A 25,197-nucleotide genomic window follows, 5' to 3' on the forward strand; every position below is an offset into this window, starting at 1 on the left:
ACATCATGAAGCGGACAGCCAAAGGCCATGGTGCGGCGGGCGGGCCATCGAGCCGGCCCAGTGCGCAGAGCGCCCGCTCGACCAAGGCAGGTGCGGCCGATGCGGACGCCAGCAAGCCGACCGCCTCGGGGGCACGAACGGGCCGACCGAAGACATCGCGAAAGGCAAGCGACAAGGCCGCCACGGAACGCCTGATGGCGCTTGCCGGCAGCCGGCTGGTCATCGAGGCCGTGACGCCCAGCATCGATTGCGGGCGCTTCGCCGCCAAGGCCGTCAAGGACCGGCCGATGACGGTCGAGGCCGATATCTTCTGCGACGGACCCGACACCATCGGCGCGGCGCTGCTCGCGCGCGCCAAGGGTGCCCGGACATGGCGCGAACTGCCAATGCGGCACATCGAAAACGATCGCTGGCGCGCCTCGCTCACCCTTGCCGAGATCGGCGCCCACGAATTCACCATCTTCGCCTGGCGCGACCTGTTCGCCTCATGGCAGGCCGACACCGCAAAGAAGCATGCCGCCGGCCAGGACATCGCGCTCGAACTCGTCGAGGGCGTGGAACTGGTTCACACGACCGCCGGCGCCGCCCAGGACGAAGACGCCGACGACCGTGCGGCGCTGACGGCCCTTGCCGACGCATTGAGCGAGACGAGCGATCAGGGCGTGTTGTTCGGCCGGCTCATGGACGGCGCCACGACCGCGCTCATGCGTCGCTGCGCCATGCGCACCGATCTGACCACCATGGACGCGCCACTGCCGGTCTGGGTCGACCGGGAGAAGGCGCTGGTTTCGGCCTGGTACGAATTGATGCCGCGCTCGATGGCGTTCGACGAGAGCCGGCACGGCACGTTCGACGATGTGATCGCGCATCTGCCCTATGTGCGCGATCTGGGTTTCGACGTTCTGTACTTCCCGCCGATCCACCCCATCGGGACGACCAATCGCAAGGGCCGCAACAATGCGCTCAGCCACGAGCCGGGCGACCGCGGTTCGCCCTATGCCATCGGCTCGCACGAGGGCGGGCATGACGCGATCCATCCCGAACTGGGTTCGTTCGCGGATTTCGAGCGGCTGGTCGCCGCCGCCGCCGAGCACGGCCTGGAGATCGCGCTCGACTTCGCCATCCAGTGCTCGCCCGATCACCCCTGGATCCGCGAGCATCCGGAATGGTTCGACTGGCGGCCGGACGGCACGATCAAGTTCGCCGAGAACCCGCCCAAGAAATACGAGGACATCGTCAACGTCCATTTCTACCGCAAGGCCATCCCCTCGCTCTGGCTGACGCTGCGCGACGTCGTCCGGTTCTGGATCGGCCACGGCGTGAAGATCTTCCGGGTCGACAACCCGCACACCAAGCCTCTGCCCTTCTGGGAATGGCTGATCGGCGAGATTCGCGCCGAGCACCCCGAGGTGATCTTCCTGTCCGAGGCCTTCACGCGGCCCAAGATGATGAAACGGCTGGCCAAGCTCGGCTTCAGTCAATCCTATACCTATTTCACCTGGCGCAACACCAAGGCCGAGCTGATCCAATACCTGAGCGAACTGACCACGGGCGACATGCCGGCGGTCATGCGGCCGAACTTCTTCACCAACACCCCGGACATCAATCCGGTCATACTGCAGTCCGGCGGCCGGCCGGCCCACCGCTCGCGCCTGGTGCTCGCCGCGACCCTCAGCCCCAGCTACGGGATCTACAACGGCTTCGAGATCTGCGAGGCCACGCCGATTCCGGGCAAGGAGGAATATCTCGACAGCGAGAAATACCAGCTCCGCAAATGGGATTTCGACCGGCCGGGCCACATCAAGGACGACATCGAACTGATCAATCGGCTGCGCAACACGCATCCGGCGCTGCGGCAACTGGACAATCTGCGCTTTTACAATGCGTGGAACGACCACGTCCTGTACTACGCGAAGTTCACCGATGACTGGTCCGATGTCGTCCTGATCGCGGTCAATCTCGACCCGTTCCATGCCCAGGGCGCCGATATCGAGGTTCCGCTGTGGGAGTTCGGCCTGCCCGACGATGCGCGCATCGACGGCGTCGACCTGGTGACCGGCGAGCATTTCTCCTGGGACGGCAAGCATCAGCATGTGTGGCTGACGCCCGATGAGCGGCCCTATGCCATCTGGGCGCTGGAAAACCCGGCAGTGGTGGCGTCATGAGCGCGCCGGCCCGCATCGTCGAAGCGGTGGAGCGCGAGCATCGGTCGGCCGATGGCGATCCATCGACCGATGCAGCGCAGCCGGACTGGTACAAGGACGCGGTCATCTACCAGCTCCACGTCAAGGCGTTCCAGGATTCCAACAATGACGGAATCGGCGACTTTCGCGGGCTGACGCAGCGGCTCGACTACATCGCCGATCTGGGCGTCGACACCGTCTGGCTGCTGCCGTTCTACCCCTCGCCACTGCGCGATGACGGGTATGACATTTCCGACTACCGCGCCATTCATCCGGCCTATGGCACGATGGACGATTTCCGCACGTTCCTCGATGCCGCCCATGGGCGCGGCATGCGCGTGATCACCGAACTGGTCATCAACCATACCTCGGACCAGCACCCCTGGTTCCAGCGCGCAAGGCAGGCCCCGCCCGGCAGCCCGGAGCGGGATTTCTTCGTCTGGTCGGACACCGACGAGAAATATGCCGGCACGCGGATCATCTTTCTGGACACGGAAAAGTCCAACTGGACCTGGGATGCCGAGGCCGGCGCGTTCTACTGGCATCGCTTCTATTCGCACCAGCCCGATCTGAACTTCGACAACCCGGCCGTGCTGCGCGAAGTGATCGACATCATGCACTTCTGGCTCGACATGGGGGTCGACGGGCTGCGGCTCGACGCCATTCCCTATCTCATCGAGCGCGAGGGCACCAACAACGAGAACCTGCCCGAGACGCACGAGGTCCTCAAGACGATCCGCGCCGAACTCGACGCCCACTATCCCGATCGCATGCTGCTCGCCGAGGCCAACCAGTGGCCCGAGGACACCCGCCCCTATTTCGGCGAGGGCGATGAATGCCACATGGCCTTCCACTTCCCGCTGATGCCGCGCATGTACATGGCGCTCGCCCAGGAAGACCGTCATCCGGTCACCGACATCCTGCGGCAGACACCGGACATTCCCGACAACTGCCAGTGGGCGATCTTCCTGCGAAACCATGACGAGTTGACGCTCGAAATGGTGACCGACCGCGAGCGCGACTACATGTGGTCGTTCTATGCCGCCGACAGCCGCGCCAGGATCAATCTGGGAATCCGGCGGCGGCTGGCGCCGCTGCTGGAAAGCGACCGTCGCAAGATCGAACTCATGAATGGCCTGCTGATCTCCATGCCGGGCACGCCGGTGGTCTATTACGGCGACGAGATCGGCATGGGCGACAACTACTATCTGGGCGACCGCGACGGTGTGCGGACCGCGATGCAGTGGTCGGCCGACCGCAATGCCGGCTTCTCGCGGGCCAATCCGCAGCAGCTCTACCTGCCGATCATCCAGGATCCGGTCTACGGATACGAGGCGGTCAATGTCGAGGCGCAGTCGGCGAGCCCGTCCTCGCTGCTCAACTGGATGAAGCGCCTGATCCGCATCCGCAAGCGCGAAAAGGCGCTTGCGCGCGGCGACATCGAACCGCTGTACCCGCAAAACCGCAAGATCCTCGCCTATACGCGCATGCACGAGGACGAGACGATCCTGTGCGTCTTCAACGTCAGCCGCACGGCGCAGGCGGTCGAACTGGACCTTCACCACTATCGCGGGCTGATTCCGGTCGAACTCGATGGCGGCACGCCATTTCCGCCGATCGGCGATCTGCCCTATCTGCTCACATTGCCGCCCTACGGCTTCTTCCTGTTCAAGCTGGCAAGCGAGGCGGCCCTGCCGGACTGGCACGAGCCGGTCGCCGAGATCCAGCCCGAATTCGTCACCCTCGCATGCCGCAGCACGGACTGTTTCGAACTGCTGACGCCGGACACGCTGGGCCGTCTGGACCGCCACGTGCTCCCCGAATTCCTGCCACTTCAGCGCTGGTATGGCGGCAAGGGCGAAAAGATCCGCCGCGTTGCGACCGAGCCGGGTCCGCGACTTGGCGAGGCCTTTGCCCTGACGGTCACCGAGGTCGAGACGTCCGAATCCGGGTCGCAGCACTATTTCCTGCCGCTGGTCGCGCTGTGGGGCGAAGAGAACATCCAGTTCGGTGCGCCCACACTGTCGGCGACGCTCGCCCGCCTGCGCCGGATCAACCGGATCGGTGCGCTCGTCGATGCGTCGGCCATCGCCGGATTTGCAAGCGACATGGTGCGGGCGATGCAGCAGGACGCCGAGTTCGCGTCGGGGACGCTGGCGTTCGCGGCAACGGGTGCGGCGGCGCTGCATGAGCTGCCCGCCGACCTCGAGCCGCATCCGGTCGGGGGCGAGCAGTCCAATGTCTCGATGGTGCTGGGCGATTCGGCGATCCTGAAGATCTACCGCCGTCTGCGGCCGGGACGGCAGCCCGACATCGAGGTGGGCCGCTTTCTGTCCGAGCAGGCCGGTTTCGACAACACGCCGACCTTCCTGGGCGAAGCCACGCTGACACGAGCGGACGAGGAGCCGACGACGGTGGCGGCATGCTTCAGCTTCGTGCGCAACCAGGGCGATGCATGGACGGTGCTTCTCGATGCGATCTCGCGCGAAATCGACGACCGGGCCATGATCGTTTCCGCGCCGGAGACCGACATGCCCGAAGAACCCTTCGATACGACGTTTCCGGCCAATCTGGGGCGGGTCATCGGCCAGCGCACTGGCGAGTTGCACCGGGCGCTGGCGATACCCACCGACGATCCGGCCTTCGGCACCGAGCCGATCGGGCAGGCCGATATCGAAGGCTGGGTCGACGATACCCGCCGGGAAGCCGAACTGGCCTTCGACGGGTTGCAAAAGCTGCAGTCCACGCCGGAGACCGAAGCCCTTGCGGTCCGGCGCGCCGAGCTCGACGCGTCGCTTGCCGAGCTGGCACGGATCGCCCCCGGAGGCCGCAAGAGCCGCATCCATGGCGACTACCATCTCGGTCAGGTTCTGGTCGCCCACACCGACGTCTACATCGTCGACTTCGAAGGCGAACCGCGCCATCGGCTCGAGCAGCGGCGAGCCCGGACCTCGCCGCTGCGCGATGTGGCGGGCATGGTACGCAGCTTCGACTATGCCGCCTTCACCGCCGTGCGGCAACGCCGGGCGCAGGGCCTGAACACCGAGACGGTGGCCAGCCTGGCGCAGCAATGGCGCGAGGCGGCGACACGGAGCTTCCTTGACGCCTACTGGGAGGCGTCCGGCACGTCGCCCAGCGACCGGGACCGGGCGCTGCTGCGGCTGTTCCTGCTGCAAAAGGCGCTTTACGAGATCGGCTACGAGGCCGAGAACCGGCCGGGCTGGGTGTCGATACCGGTTGCGGGCGTACTGGCACTGCTCGATGGGATCGAAACGTGAACCGGCTTTCCGATACCGTGACCGCGCATGCCACGCCGCTGCTCGAGCCGGCGGTGGCCCAGGCCATTGCCGAAGGCCGGCTTGGCGACCCGTTCGCCTGGCTGGGCATGCACGAGACGCCGCAGGGCCTGCGCGTGGTGGCCTTCGATCCCGGCGCCGAAACGGCTTCGGTGCGCGATGCGCGGGGCCGTCGCGTGGCCACGCTGGCGCGCGTTCACGAGGCCGGGGTCTTCGCCGGCCATTTGCCACGTCGGCGCAAGCGCTTCGATTACCGGTTGGTCTTTGCGGCGGGGCAGTCCGAATGGGAGGGCCGCGACCCCTACGCCTTCGGACCGGTGCTGGGCGATCTCGACGCGCACCTGCTCGCCGAAGGCCGCCACTACGAGCTTCACGACAAGCTGGGCGCGCATCCGATGACCCATGAAGGGGTCGATGGCACCGCCTTTGCCGTGTGGGCGCCCAATGCGCGGCGGGTAAGCGTCGTCGGCGACTTCAATTTCTGGGACGGCCGCCGGCACCCGATGCGATTGCGTCACCGGCCGGGAGTGTGGGAAATCTTCCTGCCCGGCATCGAGGCCGGGGCCAGCTACAAGTACGAGATCGTCGGTGCCCATGGCGCACTGCTGCCGCTGAAGGCCGATCCAGTCGGCCAGCGGCACGAGCACCCGCCGGCCACCGGCTCGGTCGTGGCTGCGGCCCGATCGGGGCCGGCGACCCGTGGCGGCGGTCCGCCCAGCGCCCGCCAGGCACCGATGTCGATCTATGAGGTCCATCTGGGCTCCTGGCGTCGCGGGGCGGAAAACCGCTGGCTGACCTATGACGAACTTGCCGACACGCTGGTGCCCTATGCCCGCGCGATGGGCTTCACCCATCTTCAGTTCATGCCCGTCACCGAGCACCCGTTCACCGGTTCCTGGGGCTATCAGCCGATCGGCATGTTCGCGCCGACGGCCCGCTTCGGCGAACCGGAGGGCTTTGCCCGGCTGGTCGAGGCGTGCCATGCGGCCGGGCTGGGCGTCTTCGTCGATTGGGTGCCGGCACATTTTCCTTCCGACGAACACGGCCTTGCCTCCTTCGACGGAACCCATCTTTACGAGCATGCCGATCCGCGCCTTGGCTTTCACCTCGACTGGAACACGCTGATCTACAATTTCGGCCGCCGCGAGGTCGCCAATTTCCTGGCCTGCTCGGCCCTGTTCTGGCTGGAGCGCTACGGCGTTGACGGGCTGCGCGTCGATGCGGTCGCCTCGATGCTCTATCTGGACTATTCTCGCCCGGCCGACCAATGGCTGCCGAACATCCATGGCGGCCGGGAGAATCTCGAGGCGATCGCCTTCCTGCGCGACGTCAACCGGCTCGTCGCCGAGCGATGTCCGGACCGTGTCACGATCGCCGAGGAGTCGACCGCCTGGCCAGGCGTGTCGCGTCCGACCGAGGAGGGCGGGCTGGGCTTCAACTACAAGTGGAACATGGGCTGGATGCACGACACCTTGCAGTACATGGCGCTCGATCCGGTCCATCGCCGTCATCACCATCACCTGATGACCTTCGGCATCGATTATGCCTTCACGGAAGACTTCGTGCTGCCGCTCAGCCACGACGAGGTGGTGCACGGCAAGGGATCGCTGATCGGCAAGATGCCCGGCGATCGCTGGCAGCAATTTGCGAATCTGCGCGCCTATTACGGCTTCATGTGGAGCCATCCGGGCAAGAAGCTGTTGTTCATGGGCGGCGAGTTCGCCCAATGGCGCGAATGGAACCACGACGGTTCGCTGGACTGGCATCTGACCGAGCACGATCACCATGCCGGCATCCAGACGCTGCTGCGCGACCTCAATGGCATCTACCGCAACGAGCCGGCGCTGCACGAACGCGATTGCGAGGCCGGAGGGTTCGCCTGGATCGAGGGAGGCGATGTCGATCAGAGCGTGCTGTCCTTCGAGCGCATCGGCGCGGGCGGCGAGCGCGCCATCGTGGTGTGCAACTTCACGCCCGTGGTCCGCCACGACTATGCCGTCGGGGCGACGGTTCCGGGACGCTGGCGCGAGCGGCTCAACACCGATGCGCGGGCCTATGGCGGCTCGGGCATCGGCAATGGCGAGGCGATCGAAACCGTCGCCGTTGCCCGCCACGGGCGGCCGTCATCGCTGACGCTGACGCTGCCGCCATTGGCCACGATCATCCTGACACCCGAAACGGGCTGACACAGCCAGGGAGCGTTTCATGAGCTACCGGGTCGAACCCGGACTTCCCTTTCCGCTCGGCGCCAGCTGGGACGGCTCCGGCGTCAATTTCGCCCTGTTCTCGGCGAATGCGACGCGGGTGCAGCTTTGCCTGTTCGACGGCAACGGAAAGCGCGAGATCGATCGCGTCGATCTGCCCGAATACACCCATGAGGTCTGGCACGGCTATCTGCCCGAGATCCGCCCCGGCCAGCTCTACGGCTATCGCGTCCACGGTCCCTATGCGCCCGAAGACGGCCATCGGTTCAACCCCAACAAGCTGCTCATCGACCCCTACGCGCTGGCGCTGACGGGCGAGGTGCGCTGGCACGATGCGTGCTTCGGCTACCGGGTCGGCAGCAGCCGGCAGGATCTGAGTTTCGATCGGCGCGACAGCGCGCGCGTCATGCCCAAGTGCGTGGTCATCGACCCGGCCCATACCTGGGGCCAGGACATCCGGCCACGGCGCGACTGGTCCGAAACGATCATCTACGAGGCCCATGTGAAGGGCCTGACGGCGCGCCATCGGGACCTGCCGCAGCAATTGCGCGGGACCTTCGCGGGGCTCGCAGACCCCAAGGTCATCCGCCACCTGACGAGCCTGGGCGTGACCGCGATCGAACTCCAGCCCGTCCAGGCCTTCTTCGACGACCGCCATCTCACCCAGAAGGGCCTGGCCAACTATTGGGGCTACAACACGGTCTGCTTTCACGCCCTTGCCTCGCGCTACTTCTCGCCCGGTCAGGGGCTCGGCGAGTTCAAGCTGATGGTCAAGCGGCTGCACGAGGCCGGCATCGAAGTGATCCTGGACGTGGTGTTCAACCACACCGCCGAAGGCAACGAGATGGGGCCGACGCTGTCGTTCCGCGGCATCGACAATGCCAGCTATTATCTGCTCGGACACAATCCGCGCTACTATTTCGAGACCACCGGCTGCGGCAACACGATGAACCTGCGCAACCCGCGCGTGTTGCAGATGGTCACCGATTCGCTGCGCTACTTCGTCGAGCAGTGCCATGTCGACGGCTTCCGTTTCGATCTGGCGACCTCGCTTGGCCGGGAGTACGATCGCTTCGACCCCAACGCGATATTCTTCGGCGCCATACGGCAGGACCCGGTCCTGTCGCGCGTCAAGCTGATTGCCGAACCCTGGGATGTCGGCGCCAACGGCCACCAGCTCGGCAGCTTTCCGCCCGGATGGGCCGAATGGAACGATGGCTACCGCGATTCGGTGCGCAGTTTCTGGCGCGGCGAAGAGGACAGCCACACCAAGATCGCCGGCGCGCTGCTCGGCTCGGCCAATCGCTTCGATCATCGCGGACGGCGCCCCTGGGCCAGCGTCAATTTCGTCACCGCCCATGACGGCTTCACGCTCACCGATCTTTGGTCCTACGACCGCAAGCACAACAGCGCCAACCAGGAAGGCAATTCGGACGGCCACGACGACAACCGAAGCTGGAACAGCGGTCATGAAGGGCCGACCGACGACCCCGAGATCAACGAGACGCGCAACCGGCTGCGCCGCGCCACGATCGCCACCATGCTGTTCAGTCACGGCACGCCGATGATGCTGATGGGCGATGAATGCGGCCGCACGCAGAACGGCAACAACAACGCCTATTGCCAGGATAACGAACTAAGCTGGATGGACTGGTCCGACAGCTGCCAGGATCCCCAAATGACCGATTTCCTGCGCGGGCTGATGCTGTTGCGCAAGGCGCGCGCTCTTTTGCGCCCGGACGCCTTCCGGCATGGCGAGCCGGCGGGCAGGGCCCGGTTCCCCACCGTCGTGTGGCTCGACGCGGCCGGCGAAAGGCTGGAGGGCGAACGCTGGCACGAGCAGGACGATCATTCGCTTGGCCTGATGCTCAGCGATGCGGGCGAACGGTCGCTGTTGATGCTGTTGAATTCGCGCGGCGAGGATCGCGACTTCATGCTGCCCGAGCGCGAACGGGCGGTGACCTGGCGCATCATCGTGGACAGTGCGCAGGGGCTCATCTTTCCCCAGCACGAATTGATACCCTCGGGTAGTCCGGCCAGTGTGCCGGCGCGCAGCATCCTTCTGATGGAAACCCAGGAGACGCTGCGATGAGCCGGTCACATTTCGCCAAGCGCTGGGGTGCCGAGCCCGACGGCGAGGGGCGCTGGCGCTTTCGCCTGTGGGCGCCCGATCTCGACCGGCTCGCCGTCGCCGTCGAAGGCCGACATCATGCGATGGAACCCGTCGGGAACGGCTGGTTCGAAACGCATGTGGCCGCCGCGCCCGGCGCGCCCTATGCCTTCGTGACCGGCGAGATGCAGGTGCCCGATCCGGCCGCGCGGGCCCAGGCCGGCGATGTTCACGGCCCGTCCAGGCTGGTCGATCCGCGTGCCTATGACTGGCGCTGCGACTGGAAGGGCCGGCCGTGGGAAGACACGATCCTATATGAACTGCATGTCGGCACGTTCTCGCCGGAGGGCACGTTCGATGCCGTGCGCCGCAAGCTCGATCATCTTGCCGGGATCGGGGTCACGGCGGTCGAACTGTGCCCCGTGGCGCAGTTCGCCGGCGATCGCGGCTGGGGCTATGACGGCGTGCTGCTGTATGCCCCCCATCCGGCCTATGGCAGTCCCGAGGCGCTCAAGGCCCTGATCGACGCGGCCCATGAACGCCAGCTGATGGTCTTTGTCGACGTCGTCTACAATCACTTCGGTCCGGACGGCAATTACCTGCACGCTTACGCTGATGCCTTCTTTCACGACGACCGGTCGACGCCCTGGGGTCCGGCGATCGCCTTCGACCGTGCGCCGGTGCGCCAGTTCTTCATCGACAACGCGCTGTACTGGCTCGAGGAGTATCGCTTCGACGGCCTTCGCCTCGATGCCACCGACCAGATCGCCGATCAGTCCGAAGAACCGATCCTGACCGAGCTGGCCCGTGCCGTGCGCGCCCACGACTTCGGCCGGCCGGTGCATCTGACCACCGAGGACGACCGCAACATAACCGGCCTGCACGGCCGCGACGCAGCCGGCCGGCCGCAGCTTTATGACGGCGAGTGGAACGATGACTTCCACCACGTCGCGCACGTGATCGCGACCGGCGAGCGCGACGGCTATTACGGCGACTATGCCGAGGATCCGCGCGCAGACATGCTGATCGCGCTGCGCGACGGTTACGTGCAGCAGGGGCGCGCGTCGCCCTATCGCGGCGGTGAACGGCGCGGCGAGCCGTCCGCACATCTGCCGCCGCCGGCGTTCGTCAACTTTCTGCAGAACCACGACCAGACGGGCAACCGGGCCTTTGGCGAAAGGCTCACCGCGCTCGCCTCCCGCGACGCTGTGGAGGTGATGACGGCGCTGCTGCTGCTGTCGCCGATGATCCCGCTCGTCTTCATGGGCGAGGAGTGGGGCGAGAGGCGGCCGTTCCGCTTCTTCTGCGATTTTCACGGCGAACTCGCCGAGGCGGTGCGCAAGGGACGGCGCGAGGAATTCAGCCGCTGGAGCCAGTTTGCCGACCCCCGGGCGCGCCAGAGCATTCCCGATCCCAACGATCCGGCGACCTTTGCCGGCTCCAGGCTCGACTGGGCCGGCCGCGACACCGCCGAGGGCGCCGAACGCATGGCGCTGTTCGGCAAGCTCACCGCGATCCGTGCCGAGCACATCGCCCCGCGCCTGGCCGGGATGACGGCGATGAATGCCGATGTTGCCGCTCATGGAGAATGCGGCGTGCAAGCCGGTTGGCGTCTTGCCGATGGCACCATGCTGCGGCTGCTCGCCAATCTGGGGGGCGCGCCGTTCGCGGCGGAAATTCCGGGCGAACCGATCCATCGTCATGGCGCGATCGACACGGATCGCTGGGCGATCGAGGTGACGATCGCAGATGGTGCACCGTGACGGCACGCGCGGAGCTGGCAAGGCTGTGTGCCTCCCACGGCATCGAGCCCGACTATGTCGGCATGGACGGCAAGCGCCGGGCGGTGCCGGTCGAGACCTTGCAGGTGCTGGCCGAGATCCTCGAACTGAAAGCGGAGCGGGCACACCCGCCCGGCACGATCGACGATGCGCTCGACGCCGCGGACCCGCCACGCTGCTTCGTGCCCGAGGGCCTGCGGGGCGCGCGCGTGTGGGGCATCACCTGCCAATTGCCGAGCCTTGCCTCGATGCGCAATCTGGGCATGGGCGATCTTGCCGACCTGGCGGCCCTGTGCCGTATCGCCGGCGCGGCGGGCGCGGACTTCGTCGGCGTCAATCCGCTGCACGCCCTGTTCTGGAGCGCGCCGGAGCGCGTCAGCCCGTTCTTTCCGTCGAACCGGCGTTTTCTCAACCCGGCCTATATCGCCATCGACTGGCTGCGCGTCGGGGCGCTGACCGACGAAGAACAGCGCGAAGCCGAACGTTTGCGCAAAACCCCGCTGCTCGATATCGCCGCCGCGATCAGGCTCAAGGATCGCATATTGCGTCGCATTCACGGCTCGTATGGCTGGTGCGAGACCGACCGTCGCAGCTACGCCCGGTTCTGTGCCCGGCACGGCAGCGCGTTGACCGCGCACGCAGTGTTCGAAGCGCTGTCGGAAGTCATGGTCGCCGAGGGGCACGGCGCCGGCTGGTCAGGCTGGCCCGCGCCCTATCGTGACGCCTCGGGCAGCGCGGTCGCCGGATTTGCGAGCGACAATGCGATGGCGGTCGACTATCACCGCTGGCTGCAATGGGTTGCCGACGCCCAGCTCGAGCGGGTGCGGGCCGAGGCCGAAAGCGCGGGTCTGCGTATCGGGCTCTATCTGGACATGGCGGTGGGCGCGGCCGATGACGGCTCGGCCGCCTGGACCGATCCGCACCTGACGGTGCCGGCCCTTTCGGTCGGCGCGCCTCCCGATCCGCTCGGCCCGTTGGGGCAGGACTGGGGGCTGGCGCCGCTCGCGGCGCCGCGCCTTGAGGAAACCGAGGGCGCGCCGCTGGCCGAGACGGTCGATGCGGTCATGCGCCATGCCGGCGCGCTGCGGCTCGATCATGCGATGAGCCTGGCGCGCATGTGGCTGATCCCGCGCGGCACCGAACCTTTGAAGGGCGCCTATATGCGTTACCCGCTGCAGACGCTCCTGCGTCGGCTGGCGGAGGTCTCGCAGCGCAACGGCACGCTCGTGGTCGGCGAGGATCTGGGTCTCGTGCCGCCCGGCTTCTCCGATCTCATCCAGCAGCGCGGCCTGCACTCCTATCTGGTCTTTCTGATCGATCGCGGCGGCGCGCCATTCCCCGTCCCGGCGGACTGGCCTGTCGATGCGCTGGCCTGCCTTGCAACGCACGACATGCCGACCTTCACCGGCTGGTGGCGGGGCGAAGACATCGCATTGCGCAGGCGGCTGGGCCTGGAAGACGACGCGCAGGCGCGCGCGCGCGCCGCCTTGCGCGAACAGGACAGGGCACGGATCGCCGATGCGCTCGGTCAACATGCGGACACGGTCGCGCTGTCGACGCGCCTTCATGCCCATGTCGCCTCGAGCCCCGCCCGGCTGTTCGCGCTGCAGATCGAGGACGCGCTGGGCGTTGCCGAGCAGGTCAACGTGCCCGGAACGATCGACGCGTATCCGAACTGGCGCCAGCGCCTGCCGGTGACGATCGAGGCGCTTGGCGCCGATCCCGGCTTTAGGGCGCATGTCGCCGCGCTCGCCCGGGTTCGACCGAAATGACCGTGCCGCGCGCCACCTATCGGCTCCAGTTTCGCGGCGGCATGGATTTCGACCATGCCGCCTCGCTCGCGCCCTATCTGGCGCGCCTCGGAATCAGCCATCTTTATGCCTCGCCGATCTTCGCGGCGATGCCGGGCTCGACCCATGGCTACGACGTGATCGACCACAATCGCATCGATGACACGCTTGGCGGGCGCGCCGGCTTCGACCGGCTGACCGCGGCTTTGGACGCCGAGGGCCTGGGGCTGATCCTGGACATCGTGCCGAACCACATGGCGGCATCCCCGCACAATGGCTGGTGGCGCGACGTCCTGAGCCATGGGCCGCAAAGCGCCTTTGCCGGCCATTTCGACATCGACTGGTCGGCGCCGAAGCTGGTGCTGCCGACGCTCGGCAAGCCCTATGGCGACGCGCTTTGCGAGGGCGAACTGGGACTGGCGCGCGATGGACAGGGACTGTGCCTGACCTATTTCGAGCACGCCTTTCCCCTGTGCCCGGTAAGTTGGCCGGCCGTGCACGACGCCATCCCCACGGGTGCGGACGAACTGCGCGGATGGCTGTCCGATCCGGGCAACGCCGAGGCGCTCGATGAGCGGCTCTCGGCGCTGTCGGACGATGGCGAGGCGCTGCATCGGATCCATGAGATGCAGCACTGGCGGCTTGCCTACTGGCGTCTGGCGCGTGACGGGCTGACCTATCGGCGCTTTTTCGAGATCGCCGATCTGGTCGGCGTGCGCGTCGACGATGCGGCGGTATTCGATGATGTGCATCGGCTCACGCTCGGGCTCGTCGAAACCGGCCAGGTGCAGGGGCTGCGCATCGATCATGTCGACGGGCTCGCCGATCCGGCGGGCTATCTTGCGCGGCTGCGCCAGCGTGTTCGGGACGATGTGCCGATCTGGGTCGAGAAGATTCTGGGCGCCGACGAACCGATGTGCGGGCACTGGCCGGTCCAGGGCACGACCGGCTACGAACTGGCGAACGCCGTGACGGGGCTTCTCACCGATGCCGATGGCAGCCGGAGGCTGGCGACCGGCTTTGACGCCCATGCCGGGCGGTCGCACGATCCTGCCGCCATGCTGGCCGCGGCCAAGCGCGAAATCCTGACCGTCAATCTCGCCGCCGAACTGCATCGCCTCGTCGCCCTTGCCCGCCGCGTTGCGGTCGACGATCCGCGCGCCCGGGATCGGGGACCGGACACGGTGCGCCGCGCGCTTATCGCTATCGCCTGCGCCATGCCGGTCTACCGGACCTATCTCGCCGATCCCGATCATGGCGCGGTCAATGACCGGCTGATGTGCGAGGTCGAGGCCGACGCCGCGCGGGCCGTCGATCTGGAAGATGCCGGCGCGGTGCGCGACCTGATCCGTCTTCTGGTCGAATGCCGATCCGACACCGCAAATCTGCTCCGGGCACGCTTTGAGCAGACCACCGGGGCGCTCATGGCCAAGGCGCTCGAGGATACGCACTTCTATCGCCACGTTCGGTTGCTTTCGGCCAACGAGGTGGGCGCCGAACCCGAACCCGTCGCGCTGGCGCCGACGGCTTTCGAGACCTTCGTCGCCCATCGCATGTCGACCCAGCAGCGGCCGCTCAACGGCACGGCCACGCACGACACCAAGCGCGGCGAGGACGCGCGCATGCGCATCGCCGCGATTGCCGATGACGCGGGCAACTGGACCGACGCGGTCCATCGCTGGGACGACGTGCTCGGCAAGAGCGGTGCGGACATGCCGGACGCCGAGGACCGATGGCTGTTCTACCAGGCGCTGCTCGGCGCGTGGGAACCGGACGACGCGGCACTGGCCGCGCGCATGCGCGAATACATGATCAAGGCTGCCCGGGAAGCCAAGCGGCGTACGCGCTGGACAAGCACCGACACGCGTTATGAAACCGCACTGGCCGACTTCGTATCGGACGCATTGGGCAATAGCGCCTTCGTTGCCGATTTCGCCACGGTGTCGGGTCCGCTGATTGCCGCCGGCGAACGCCGCAGCCTGGTGCAACTGGCCCTGAAACTGACATTGCCCGGCATTGCCGACATCTATCAGGGCACCGAATGGGCCGACCTCAGCCTGGTCGATCCCGACAACCGCCGGCCGGTCGATTTCGCGGCCAGGCAGGCCATGCTGGCCGGTCAGCCGGTGCCCGGCGCCTCGGCATTCGACCGCGCCAAGATGACCCTGATGGCGCGACTGCTCCAACTGCGCCGGCGTCTGCCCGAACTGTTCGCTTGCGGTGCCTATCTGCCGCTGGAGCCGGCCAATGGGCCCGCTCGCAACGGCGCGGCCATCGGCTTTGCGCGGGTCTTCGAGGAGCGGGCGATCACGGTGATCGCCGAGACGCCGCCGGTGCGCCGATCCGGTCCGGCGGCTTTCGTGCTGCCGCGCCAACTTGCCGATCGCGACTGGCGCGCCTTGGCCCCGGACGCTCCGCTCGAGTTTCGAGACGGTGCGATCGCCGCCAAGGAGTCGCCGGACCGCTGTCCCGTCGTGATCGCCCTTGCCCATTAGGGCCTGTCGGGTGTCACCGCGCGGGCAAGGTCGACGAGGACATCGAAGACGCAAGGCGCGCATGGTGCGGACTTTTGCCGCTTTGGCTTGACATAAGTTCACCGGTTTGACACGGGAAGGACGCGGCAACACAGCGAAGCGGGAGAAGCGTCGTGCCAAGGCAAATCGTCGTCGATCCGGATCAGGCGCTGGCGCCGACCCGCCTGACCATGCCGGCCATTGCCGTTCACGCCTATGACCGGCCCTTCGCCGAGGAACGCGCCGCGCGCGGCGATGCGCCCCTCATGGAAGCGTTGCGCCACATGCTGGTGATCCGCGCGTTCGAGGAAATGCTCTCGTCCTTCAAGGCGACCGGGCGCCATGGCGAGATCGCCTACACCTACAAGGGTCCGGCGCATCTTTCCATCGGCCAGGAGGGCGCGGCGGTCGGCGCGGCGCTGGCGCTTGCGCCCAACGACTTCATCTTCGGTTCCCATCGCAGCCATGGCGAATTCCTTGCCAAGGGGCTGGCGGCGATCGCAAACGGCGACGAAGCCGATCTGGACGCGATCATGGCCGGCCATGACGGGGGGCGCCTGCGCGATACGGTGGCGCGCGCGCTGGGCGGCGAAGGCCGGGCGCTGGCCGAGAATTTCCTGCTGTTCGGCTTTCTCGCCGAGATATTCATGCGATCGAACGGATTCAATGGCGGCATGGGCGGGTCCATGCACGCCTTCTTCCCGCCATTCGGCGCCTATCCGAATAATGCCATTGTCGGCGCCTCGGCGGGCATCGCCACCGGCGCGGCGCTGCGTCGTCGGCTTGCCGGCGAGGACGGCATCTGCGTCGCCCATGCCGGGGACGGCGCGACCGGCTGCGGGCCGGTGTTCGAGGCGATGAACTTTGCGTCGATGGCGCAGTTCGACACGCTGTGGCAGCCGCCCTACGATGGCGGCTTGCCGGTGCTTTTCTTCTTTACCAACAATTTCTACGCCATGGGCGGGCAGACCGCCGGCGAGACCATGGGCTGGGACAGGCTGTCGCGCATCGGGGCCGGCGTCAACGCGTCGGCCATGCATGCCGAGACGGTGGATGGCACCAACCCGCTGGCCGTCGCCGACGCCGTGGCACGCAAGCGTGCGCTGCTGCGCGAAGGCAAGGGTCCGGCGCTGCTCGATGTGGAGTGCTACCGCTCCTGCGGCCATTCGACCACCGATGCCAACGCCTATCGCAGCCGCGAGGAGATCGCGCTTTGGGAGCCGCACGATCCGATCGCGCGTTTTTCCGGCATGCTCGTCGATGCCGGCGTGACGAGCGAGGCCGGTATCGAGGCGATGCGCGGCGAGGTCGCCGAACGCATCGCCGCGGTCGTGCGCGCGGTGGTCGACCCGAAGATCGCTCCGCCGGTCGACGTGGCGGCGAACCCGGTGCTGATCGGCCAGATGATGTTCTCGCATGGTCAGATCGATGTGCCCTCCGGACCGTCGACGCTCGCCGGACCGGTCGAGGACAGCGCCGCCCTGCGCAAGCTCGGCCGCAAGGCGCGCAACGGGCGCGGCGAGGATGGCGCGAGCGTCTCGCCGATGCGCGCGATCACGCTGCGCGACGGGCTGACCGAGGCGATCGTGCACCACATGGCCCATGACGGCCGGCTCGTGGCCTGGGGCGAGGAATGCCGCGAGTGGGGCGGTGCCTTCGGTGTCTATCGCGGCCTTGCCGACGTGCTGCCCCATCACCGGCTGTTCAACGCGCCGATTTCCGAGGCCGCCATTGTCGCCACCGCCATCGGCCACGCAATGGCCGGCGGTCGCTCGCTGGTCGAACTGATGTATGCGGACTTCATCGGCCGGGCGGGCGACGAGATCTTCAACCAACTCGCCAAGTGGCAGGCCATGTCCGCGGGCATGCTGCAACTGCCCGTGGTGCTGCGCACCTCGGTCGGCTCCAAATACGGCGCCCAGCATTCGCAGGATCTGACCGCGCTGATCGCCCACATACCGGGGCTCAAGGTCGTCTATCCGGCGACGCCCTTCGACGCCAAGGGGCTGATGGCCTCGGCCCTGTCGAGCAACGATCCGGTGGTCGTCTTCGAAAGCCAGCGGCTCTACGACAAGGTGGAAACCCTCGCCGGAGACGGCGTGCCGGCCGACTATTACCGCGTGCCGATCGGTCTGCCCGACATCAAGCGCCACGGCCGCGACGTCACCGTGCTGACCATCGGGCCCTCGCTCTATCCGGCGCTCGATGCGGCCGAGGAACTGGCGGCACTGGGCATCGAGGCCGAGATCGTCGACGCGCGCACGCTGGTGCCGTTCGACCACGCGCCGGTGCTCGCATCGGTGGCCCGGACCGGCCATCTGCTCGTCGTCTCGGAGGCCTGCGAACGCGGCAGCTTCGCCCAGACCCTTGCGGCAACGGTCACGCGCCACGGTTTTGCCGATCTGAAGGCCGCGCCCGTGGTGCTTGGCGCGCCGAACTGGATCGTTCCCGGCGCCGACATGGAAACCACCTATTTCCCGCAGGCCCACGACATCGTCGAGGCCGTTACCGGCGCGTTCCATCCCGAGCGCAAGGTCAACCGGCGCGGCGTGCGCAGTTGGGACGCGCTCGATCTGGCGCGCCGCGGCATCTGAACCGATTTCGCCAAGGAGACGCCCATGACGCCCGTTCTCGTCCCCCAGCTCGGCAACGAGATCACCGAGGCCGAAGTCGCCGAATGGCTCAAGGCCGAGGGCGACACCGTCGACCAAGGCGAGCCGATCGTCTCGATCTCGACGACCAAGATGACGTTCGAACTCGATGCGCCCGCTTCGGGCACGCTCCAGAAGATCATCGTGCCCGAGGGCGAGATCGCCGAGGTGGGCGACACGCTGGCCGAGATCGGATGAGCTTGCCACTCGTTCACGCCGGTGGCGACGGCCCACCGGCCCTGATGATCCATGGCTTCGGCGCCGACGCGCTTTCCTGGACCCCGCTCGTCGCCCCGCTCGCCGCCCGCCATGCGGTGTGGACCGTCGATCTGCCCGCCCATGGCCGTGCCGGCCCGCTGCCGGCCGATTGCGCGCCCGCCGATCTTGCCGCGCTCGTTGCGACGGCGCTCGAGCGATTTGATGCGCCGGTGTCGCTGGTCGGTCACTCGCTCGGCGCGGCGGTCGCGCTGCATGTGGCCGACCAGCGTCCCGATCGCGTGGGCGCTCTGGTTCTCATCGCGCCGGCCGGATGGGGCACCGGGCTGGATGCGCGGTTCCTGCGCGAACTGCCCAGGGTCGAGACGGACGGGCAGGCGCAGGCGCTGTTGGCGCGGCTTGTCGCAAGGCCCGGCTTCATCACGCCGGCCATGGCCCGGCACGTGCTCGCCGGGCTGGCGGCCGAAGGTCGGCGCGCCGATCTCGCCCGGCTGGCCGAGGCCATGCTCGCCGCGCCGCCGCCGCCCGCCCCGCGCGCGGGCGCGACGGTGCTCTGGGGCACCGAGGATGCGATCAATCCGCGCGATCCCGACCGGCCGCTGCCCGAGGGCGTCGCGCTGCACTCGATCGAGGGAGCCGGGCACATGCCCCATGCCGAGGTGGCGGGCCGGGTCGGCCGCCTGGTGGCTCAGGCGCTGGGCTGACCGGCGAGCAGGGCCTGGGCCGCCGCCTCGTCGGTGATCAGCGTGCCGCAGCCGACCCGCGCGATCGTCGCCCCGATCGCCCGGGCACGATGCGCCCCGCCCGAGGCGAGCACGACATGGCGGGCGGTGGCAACATGGTCGAGATCGATGGCCATGACGCGCTCATGCACGGCATGGTCGACGGTCCGTCCGTTCGCATCGAGGAACTGGCACAACGTGTCGCAGACCGCGCCGGCGGCGACCAGCGCGTTCGCCTCGGCCTCGGTCAGCACGCCCTGGCTGAGCGAGGAGCCCTGCGCGCCGACATCGCCGCAACTGATCACGGCGAGGTCCATGCGCCGGGCGAGTTCGGCGAGCCGGTCGAGCCCGCACTTGTCCATCAGGCGCCGCTTGGTCTCGGCGCTGTCGACGATCAGCGGCGCGAGCAGCATCAGGCAGCGCGCGTCGAGCCGGCTCGCCATGTTCCAGGCGACATCGACCGGATTGAGTTCGCGCGCCTCGACCAGCCCGCCCAGCAGCGACAGGACACGCACGCCGACGCGCCGGTGCGGGCGAAAGCTGCCGAGCGCGGCATCGAGCGTGCGGCCCCAGCCGACGCCGATCACCATGTCGTCGGCGACGACGTCGGAAAGAAACCGGCCGAGCGCGGCGCCGACATCGCGCGCGGTCTCGTCCGGCGTGCCGCTGCCGGGCACGACGATCGCCTCGGCGATGCCGAGGGCCTGTTCGAGTTCGACCGCAAGGGCCGTGCACTCCTCGGGTACCGCCTCGATGGTGATCTGCACCTCGCCGCGGCGGCGGGCCTCCTCGAGCATGCGGATGACGGTCGACCGGCTGACGCCGAGCCGGTCGGCGATCTCGCGCTGGATCATGCCGCGGCTGTAATAGAGCCAGGCCGCGCGCAGGCGCAGATCGTCGCTTTCGGCAAGTCCGACCGGGGTTCGTGCGAGACGGGCCATGGATCAGGCAGACCGGCGCGCTTGCGCCAGGAATGCCTCGGCCTCGGGCCGGCGCGGCGGCCGGCAGCCGGTGCGCGTGCAGGTCATGGCGGCGGCGGCAAGGGCCAGATCGAGCGTGGCGCCGAGCGCCTGGGCCTCAAGGGTCGCCAGCGCGCCCGGCGCGGTCAGCCCGCGCGCGGCGAGATCGGCCAGAAGAAAGCCGGTGACGGTGTCGCCGGCGCCGACCGTGTCGGCGACCGTGACGCTGAAGCCGTCGCGCTCGACGGTTGCACCATGTGCGAAGGCCACCGCGCCGTCGGCGCCGCGCGTGACGAGCACCAGGTCGGTGCCGCGGGCGAGCTGCGTGTGGGCGAAGTCGCTGGCCGAGATCCCCGGCGCGAGGCAATCGAGGTCCTCGGCGCTGACCTTGATGATGGCGGCGCGGTCGCACAGTCGGCGAAGCCGGGCGCGCCAGGCCTCGATGTCGGGCATCATGGCCGGCCGGGCATTGGGGTCGAGGCACAGCCGGACGCGGCCCGCCGCCGCCTCGGCGAAGCGGGCGATGTTGTCGGCGCCGGGCTGGTCGATCAACGCGATCGAGCCGACATGCAGCACGTCGTCCGGGCCGGGATCGAAACGCGCCGGGTCGGGGTCGATCAGGCTGGTGCCGCTGGCCTTGTTGAAGAAGGCGTAGCGCGCCTCGCCGTGGTCGAGCTCGACGAAAGCGAGCGTGGTCGGATCGGCGCCGCGGATCGCCGTCTGGGTGGCGACGCCATGGGCGGCAAGGTCGTCGGCCAGCCGGGTGCCGAACAGATCGGTCGAGATGGCGCCCAGGAAGGCGGCATCGCCGCCGGCGAGCGCGGCGGCCTTGGCGGCGTTGAAGGGCGAGCCGCCCGGGCGCGGGGCGAAGGCCGGTCCCTCCGGCGAGGTGACCGGGACGAAGTCGATCAGCGCTTCACCGAGAAACCAGAGCCTGGCCATGGATCGCCTTGCCGTGCCGTTGCTGCCGCACGGTCTTCGACCGATCGGCCCGGCTTTGTCAAGCAAGGCCGGGCATTGTCCGTTGCGGATCCTTGCAGGTCCCGGCAGCGGGAGAGCGCTGGCCGGGCGGCTGTACGGACGCGTGCCGAAAAATGTAGCATCGCTACATCGGGAGTGATGCGTTGGCGCGTCGTTGGGCGCGGCGACCGGATGCGGCATCGAACCTCGAGGCCGGAAGCGCCCGCGCCGCAACGGCGCGGTAGCACTGCAACAGCCATTGCCGGTCGCCCATGTCTTGGGCATGAGCCGACGTGGCGCGGACAAAAGTCGTTGCGGCTAAATTTTTGTCGCGCCATGAGTAGTTTCACTACATTTTTGCCTTGATCGTTCGTGGAACTCGCTGCATTGTCCGGGCAAGGGAGGAGCTCGATGCAGGCAGCGCCGAACCGCGGCGACGCGGTGAAATACGCGTTCATCTGGCCGGCGTTTCTGATCGTTCTGGTCGTCACGCTGTTCCCGCTGATCTATGCGCTGACGGTGTCCTTCCAGGCCGTGCGGGTGGTGCCGCCGCTGCCGCCGCGCTTCGTCGGGTTCGAGAACTACGAGACGATCCTGTCCTCGGCCCGGTTCTGGGGCTCGATGTGGACGACCACGATCATCGTGGTGGTCTCGGTCGTCTTCCAGTACGTTCTGGGCTTCGCGCTGGCGCTGGCGCTGCACCACAATGTGCGCGGCGCCGACCTCTACCGGGTCACCTTCCTGTTGCCGATGTTCCTGGCGCCGGTCTGCGTGGCGCTGATCGCGCGCATGATCTTCCATCCCTATCTGGGGCCGGTCAACGACGCGCTCGACGCGATGGGCTTTGACTACGTGCCGTTCCTGACCGAGGCCTGGCTTGCCATCGGCGTGCTGATCGTCGTCGAGACCTGGCAGTGGACGCCGTTTGTCATGCTGCTCATGCTGGCCGGGCTGCAGAGCCTGCCCGAGGAGGTGTTCGAGGCGGCGCGCGTCGACAACGTGCCGGCGTGGCGGCGGTTCGTCGACATCACCTTCCCAATGCTGCTGCCGCTGTCGGTGGCGGTGATCTTCATCCGCCTGATCGAGGGCTTCAAGGTCATCGACACGGTGTTCGTGCTGACCGGCGGCGGGCCGGGCACGGCCACCGAGACGCTCACGCTCTTTGCCTACAATGAAGGCTTCAAGAAGTTCAATCTCGGCCTGACCTCGGCGCTCAGCTTCACTTTCCTGATCGTCGTCATCGTTTCGGGCACGGTCTATCTCCTGCTCGCCCAGCGCCTGCTCAGGAGATATGCGTGATGGCCGAGCAAGGCTGGAAGCGCATCGGCGTCGGGCTGACGCTGGTGTGGTTCTTCATCTGCGTCTTTCCGCTCTATTTCGTCTTCGTGACAGCGTTCAAGCCGCCCATCGCGGTCAGCCAGGGGCCGACATACATTCCGTTCGTCGACTTCCAGCCGACGCTGCAGGCGTTCCGCGACGCGTTTTCGGGCCTGCGCGGGGACTTTTACGGTCCCATCGTCTCCTCGCTGTCGATCTCGTTCGTCGCCACCGTGCTGTCGGTGTTTCTGGGCACGATGGCCGCCTATGCGCTGGTGCGCTTCGAGTTCCGGGTGAAGCTGCTTGCGGGCATCGCGTTCGCCGTGGTGTCGATCGGCGGTTTCGTGCTTCTGGAAGGGGTGCTGGCGATGAGCGTGCCGACAGCGCTCGGCATCGTGCTGGTCGCCTCGCTCGTGGTCTCGATGGCCGCCAATCGCCTGCCCCTGCCCGGGCCGGCCCTGGGCAATCGCGACATCACCTTCTGGTTCGTCTCCCAGCGCATCTTTCCGCCGATCGTGGCGGCGTTCGCACTGTTCCTGCTGTATGCCGAACTCGGCCGTGCCGGGCTGCCGCTGCTCGACACCTTCGCCGGCATGGTGCTCGCCTATATCGCCTTCGGCCTGCCGTTCGCGGTCTGGCTGATGCGCGATTTCCTCGAGGCCGTGCCGATCGAGGTCGAGGAGGCCGCGCTCGTCGACGATATCGGCCGCATGCGCATATTCTTCCAGATCGTCCTGCCCATGGCGCGGCCGGGGCTGATCGCCACCTCCATGGTGGTGCTCGCCTTCATCTGGAACGAGTTCCTGTTCGCCCTGCTGCTGACCTCGGGTCAGTGGCAGACGCTGCCCATCCTTCTCGCCGGTCAGAATTCGAGCCGGGGCGATGAATGGTGGGCGATCGCCGTCGCGACGCTGGTGACGATCATTCCGATGATCATCGTCGCGACGATCCTGGGCCGGATGATGCGATCCGGCCTGCTGTCCGGTTCGATCAAATAGTCTCTACCAAGGGAGGATCACCATGAAGAGACTTCTACTGGCTGCGGCCCTGACGCCTCTGGCTGCTGGCACCGCGCTTGCGTGCGAGCCCGACTTCACGGGCGTCACGCTCACCGTCTCCACCCAGAACGGACCGTTCGTCGCCTCGGCGATGGCCATGGCCGGTCAGGCCTGGGAGGAAAAGACATGTGGCACTGTGAACGTGGTGGAGTTCCCGTTCGGCGAACTCTATCCGAAGTTCCTGACCGCCATGTCCCAGCAGACCGGCGATTTCGACGTGATCGGCTTCACGCCGGCCTGGCTGCCGGACTTCGCCCCCTATCTGTCGACCATGCCCGAAAGCCTGCGCGAGGGCTCGGACTGGGAGGACATCCACCCCGTCTTCCGCGAGCGGCTCATGGTGTGGAACGACGAGGTGAAGTCGGCCACCATGGATGGCGACATGCACATGCTGAACCTGCGCGCCGACCTGATGCAGGATCCCGACGAGATGGCCGCCTTCGAGGAGCAATACGGCTATCCGCTCGCCGCGCCGGCGACCTGGGACCAGTATTACGACATCGCCGAGTTCTTCCACCGGCCCGATGAGGGTCTTTACGGCACCGCCGAGGCCTTCCGCCGCGGCGGCCAGCAGTTCTGGTACTTCTTCAGCCATGCGGCGAGCTACACCAACCATCCCGACAATCCCGGCTCGATGTTCTTCGACCCCGAGACCATGGATGCGCAGGTCAACAATCCGGGCTGGGTGCGCGCGCTGGAGGACTACAAGCGCTCGGTCGAGTTCAACCCGCCGGGCGCGCTCAACAACGGCTCGGGCGATGTGCGCCCGCTCTATGCCGGCGGCACCGTGGCCATGAACATCGACTGGGCCGATTCGGGCGTGCTCGGCGCCACCGAAGGCTCCATCGCCGGCAATGTGCGCACCGCCATGCTGCCGGGTTCGACCGAGATCTGGAACCACAAGACGGGCGAGTGGGACAGCTTCGACGAGCCAGTCGCCTCGCCGTTCCTGGCCTTCGGCGGCTGGCAGGCGGGCGTGCCGGCCGACAGCCGCAACCAGGAAGCGGCCTGGGACTATGTGGCGACGCTGACCAGCCCCGAACAGTCGGGCATCGCCATCGTCACCGCCAATACCGGCATCAACCCCTATCGCTTCAGCCATTACGAGAACATCGATAACTGGCTGGAGATCTTCACCCGCGAGGAGGCCGAGAGCTATCTTTCGGCGCAGCGCGCCTCGCTCGATGCGCCCAATGTCGCGCTTGACCTGCGTCTGCCGGGCTTCTTCTCCTATACCGAGGTGCTGGAGATCGAGCTGTCCAAGGCGCTGGCCGGCGATGTGACGCCGCAGGAGGCGCTCGACACGATCGCCCAGGAGTGGGACAAGCTGACCGACGAGTTCGGCCGCGAAACCCAGCTCGCCGCCTATCGCGCCTCGGTGGGCCTGCCGCCGCTCGAATAGGCCGGCGCGCAACGACCCAAGTCACGACCCCGGGG

General features: G+C 67.4%; 15 protein-coding genes. 13 read left to right on the forward strand and 2 right to left on the reverse strand.

Annotated elements, in window-relative coordinates; all coding sequences use genetic code 11:
• Nucleotides 1-194 precede the first annotated feature (194 nt).
• The 10 genes from RBB34_RS15195 to RBB34_RS15240 all read left to right on the forward strand — a co-directional run bounded on the left by RBB34_RS15195 (nucleotide 195) and on the right by RBB34_RS15240 (nucleotide 19,448).
• Entirely contained in the window at nucleotides 195-2,165 is a 1,971-nt protein-coding gene (locus tag RBB34_RS15195; protein ID WP_306120085.1) for an alpha-1,4-glucan--maltose-1-phosphate maltosyltransferase, read from the forward strand.
• Nucleotides 2,162-5,461 carry a maltose alpha-D-glucosyltransferase gene (gene treS / locus RBB34_RS15200; protein ID WP_306120086.1) on the forward strand — a complete coding sequence of 1,100 codons (3,300 nt, stop codon included), beginning with the start codon at nucleotides 2,162-2,164 and terminating at the stop codon, nucleotides 5,459-5,461. The genes RBB34_RS15195 and treS overlap by 4 nt, the downstream gene beginning before the upstream one ends.
• 38 nt (nucleotides 5,462-5,499) lie before the next feature.
• Nucleotides 5,500-7,665 carry a 1,4-alpha-glucan branching protein GlgB gene (gene glgB / locus RBB34_RS15205; protein ID WP_306120112.1) on the forward strand — a complete coding sequence of 722 codons (2,166 nt, stop codon included), beginning with the start codon at nucleotides 5,500-5,502 and terminating at the stop codon, nucleotides 7,663-7,665.
• Between the two features lie 19 nt (nucleotides 7,666-7,684).
• Entirely contained in the window at nucleotides 7,685-9,775 is a 2,091-nt protein-coding gene (gene glgX, locus RBB34_RS15210) for a glycogen debranching protein GlgX (protein ID WP_306120087.1), read from the forward strand.
• The gene (treZ, locus tag RBB34_RS15215; protein ID WP_306120088.1) at nucleotides 9,772-11,556 is read left to right on the forward strand and encodes a malto-oligosyltrehalose trehalohydrolase; all 1,785 of its coding nucleotides are present in this window, start codon (nucleotides 9,772-9,774) and stop codon (nucleotides 11,554-11,556) included. The genes glgX and treZ overlap by 4 nt, the downstream gene beginning before the upstream one ends.
• Complete coding sequence (gene malQ, locus RBB34_RS15220) at nucleotides 11,553-13,346, forward strand: 4-alpha-glucanotransferase (protein ID WP_306120089.1); 1,794 nt, start codon at nucleotides 11,553-11,555, stop codon at nucleotides 13,344-13,346. The genes treZ and malQ overlap by 4 nt, the downstream gene beginning before the upstream one ends.
• Nucleotides 13,343-15,859 carry a malto-oligosyltrehalose synthase gene (gene treY / locus RBB34_RS15225; protein WP_306120090.1) on the forward strand — a complete coding sequence of 839 codons (2,517 nt, stop codon included), beginning with the start codon at nucleotides 13,343-13,345 and terminating at the stop codon, nucleotides 15,857-15,859. The genes malQ and treY overlap by 4 nt, the downstream gene beginning before the upstream one ends.
• A gap of 152 nt (nucleotides 15,860-16,011) precedes the next feature.
• Entirely contained in the window at nucleotides 16,012-18,471 is a 2,460-nt protein-coding gene (locus RBB34_RS15230) for an alpha-ketoacid dehydrogenase subunit alpha/beta (RefSeq protein WP_306120091.1), read from the forward strand.
• Between the two features lie 24 nt (nucleotides 18,472-18,495).
• A complete protein-coding gene (locus tag RBB34_RS15235) occupies nucleotides 18,496-18,726 on the forward strand; it encodes a lipoyl domain-containing protein (RefSeq protein WP_306120092.1) in 231 nt (76 codons plus the stop codon).
• On the forward strand, nucleotides 18,723-19,448 hold the full coding sequence (locus tag RBB34_RS15240; RefSeq protein WP_306120093.1) for an alpha/beta fold hydrolase: 726 nt from the start codon (nucleotides 18,723-18,725) through the stop codon (nucleotides 19,446-19,448). The genes RBB34_RS15235 and RBB34_RS15240 overlap by 4 nt, the downstream gene beginning before the upstream one ends.
• On the opposite strand, the gene RBB34_RS15245 is transcribed toward RBB34_RS15240, so the two are convergent.
• Both RBB34_RS15245 and RBB34_RS15250 read right to left on the reverse strand, forming a co-directional pair.
• Nucleotides 19,433-20,407 carry a sugar-binding domain-containing protein gene (locus tag RBB34_RS15245; protein ID WP_306120094.1) on the reverse strand — a complete coding sequence of 325 codons (975 nt, stop codon included), beginning with the start codon at nucleotides 20,405-20,407 and terminating at the stop codon, nucleotides 19,433-19,435. The two genes, RBB34_RS15240 and RBB34_RS15245, sit on opposite strands and share 16 nt — an antisense overlap.
• Before the next feature lie 3 nt (nucleotides 20,408-20,410).
• Nucleotides 20,411-21,367, reverse strand: a complete 957-nt coding sequence (locus tag RBB34_RS15250) for a PfkB family carbohydrate kinase (protein ID WP_306120095.1) — start codon at nucleotides 21,365-21,367, stop codon at nucleotides 20,411-20,413.
• 429 nt (nucleotides 21,368-21,796) lie between these two features.
• On the opposite strand from RBB34_RS15250, the gene RBB34_RS15255 reads away from it, so the two are divergent.
• From RBB34_RS15255 to RBB34_RS15265, 3 genes are read left to right on the forward strand one after another with little or no spacing between them, the layout of a single operon-like run.
• On the forward strand, nucleotides 21,797-22,684 hold the full coding sequence (locus RBB34_RS15255) for a sugar ABC transporter permease (protein WP_306120096.1): 888 nt from the start codon (nucleotides 21,797-21,799) through the stop codon (nucleotides 22,682-22,684).
• On the forward strand, nucleotides 22,684-23,700 hold the full coding sequence (locus RBB34_RS15260; protein ID WP_306120113.1) for a carbohydrate ABC transporter permease: 1,017 nt from the start codon (nucleotides 22,684-22,686) through the stop codon (nucleotides 23,698-23,700). Before RBB34_RS15255 ends, RBB34_RS15260 begins: the two co-directional genes overlap by 1 nt.
• Nucleotides 23,701-23,722: 22 nt before the next feature.
• The gene (locus tag RBB34_RS15265; protein WP_306120097.1) at nucleotides 23,723-25,162 is read left to right on the forward strand and encodes an extracellular solute-binding protein; all 1,440 of its coding nucleotides are present in this window, start codon (nucleotides 23,723-23,725) and stop codon (nucleotides 25,160-25,162) included.
• The last annotated feature ends 35 nt before the right edge of the window (nucleotides 25,163-25,197 follow it).

This window comes from Roseitalea sp. MMSF_3546 (assembly GCF_030732865.1).
GTDB lineage: Bacteria > Pseudomonadota > Alphaproteobacteria > Rhizobiales > Rhizobiaceae > Roseitalea.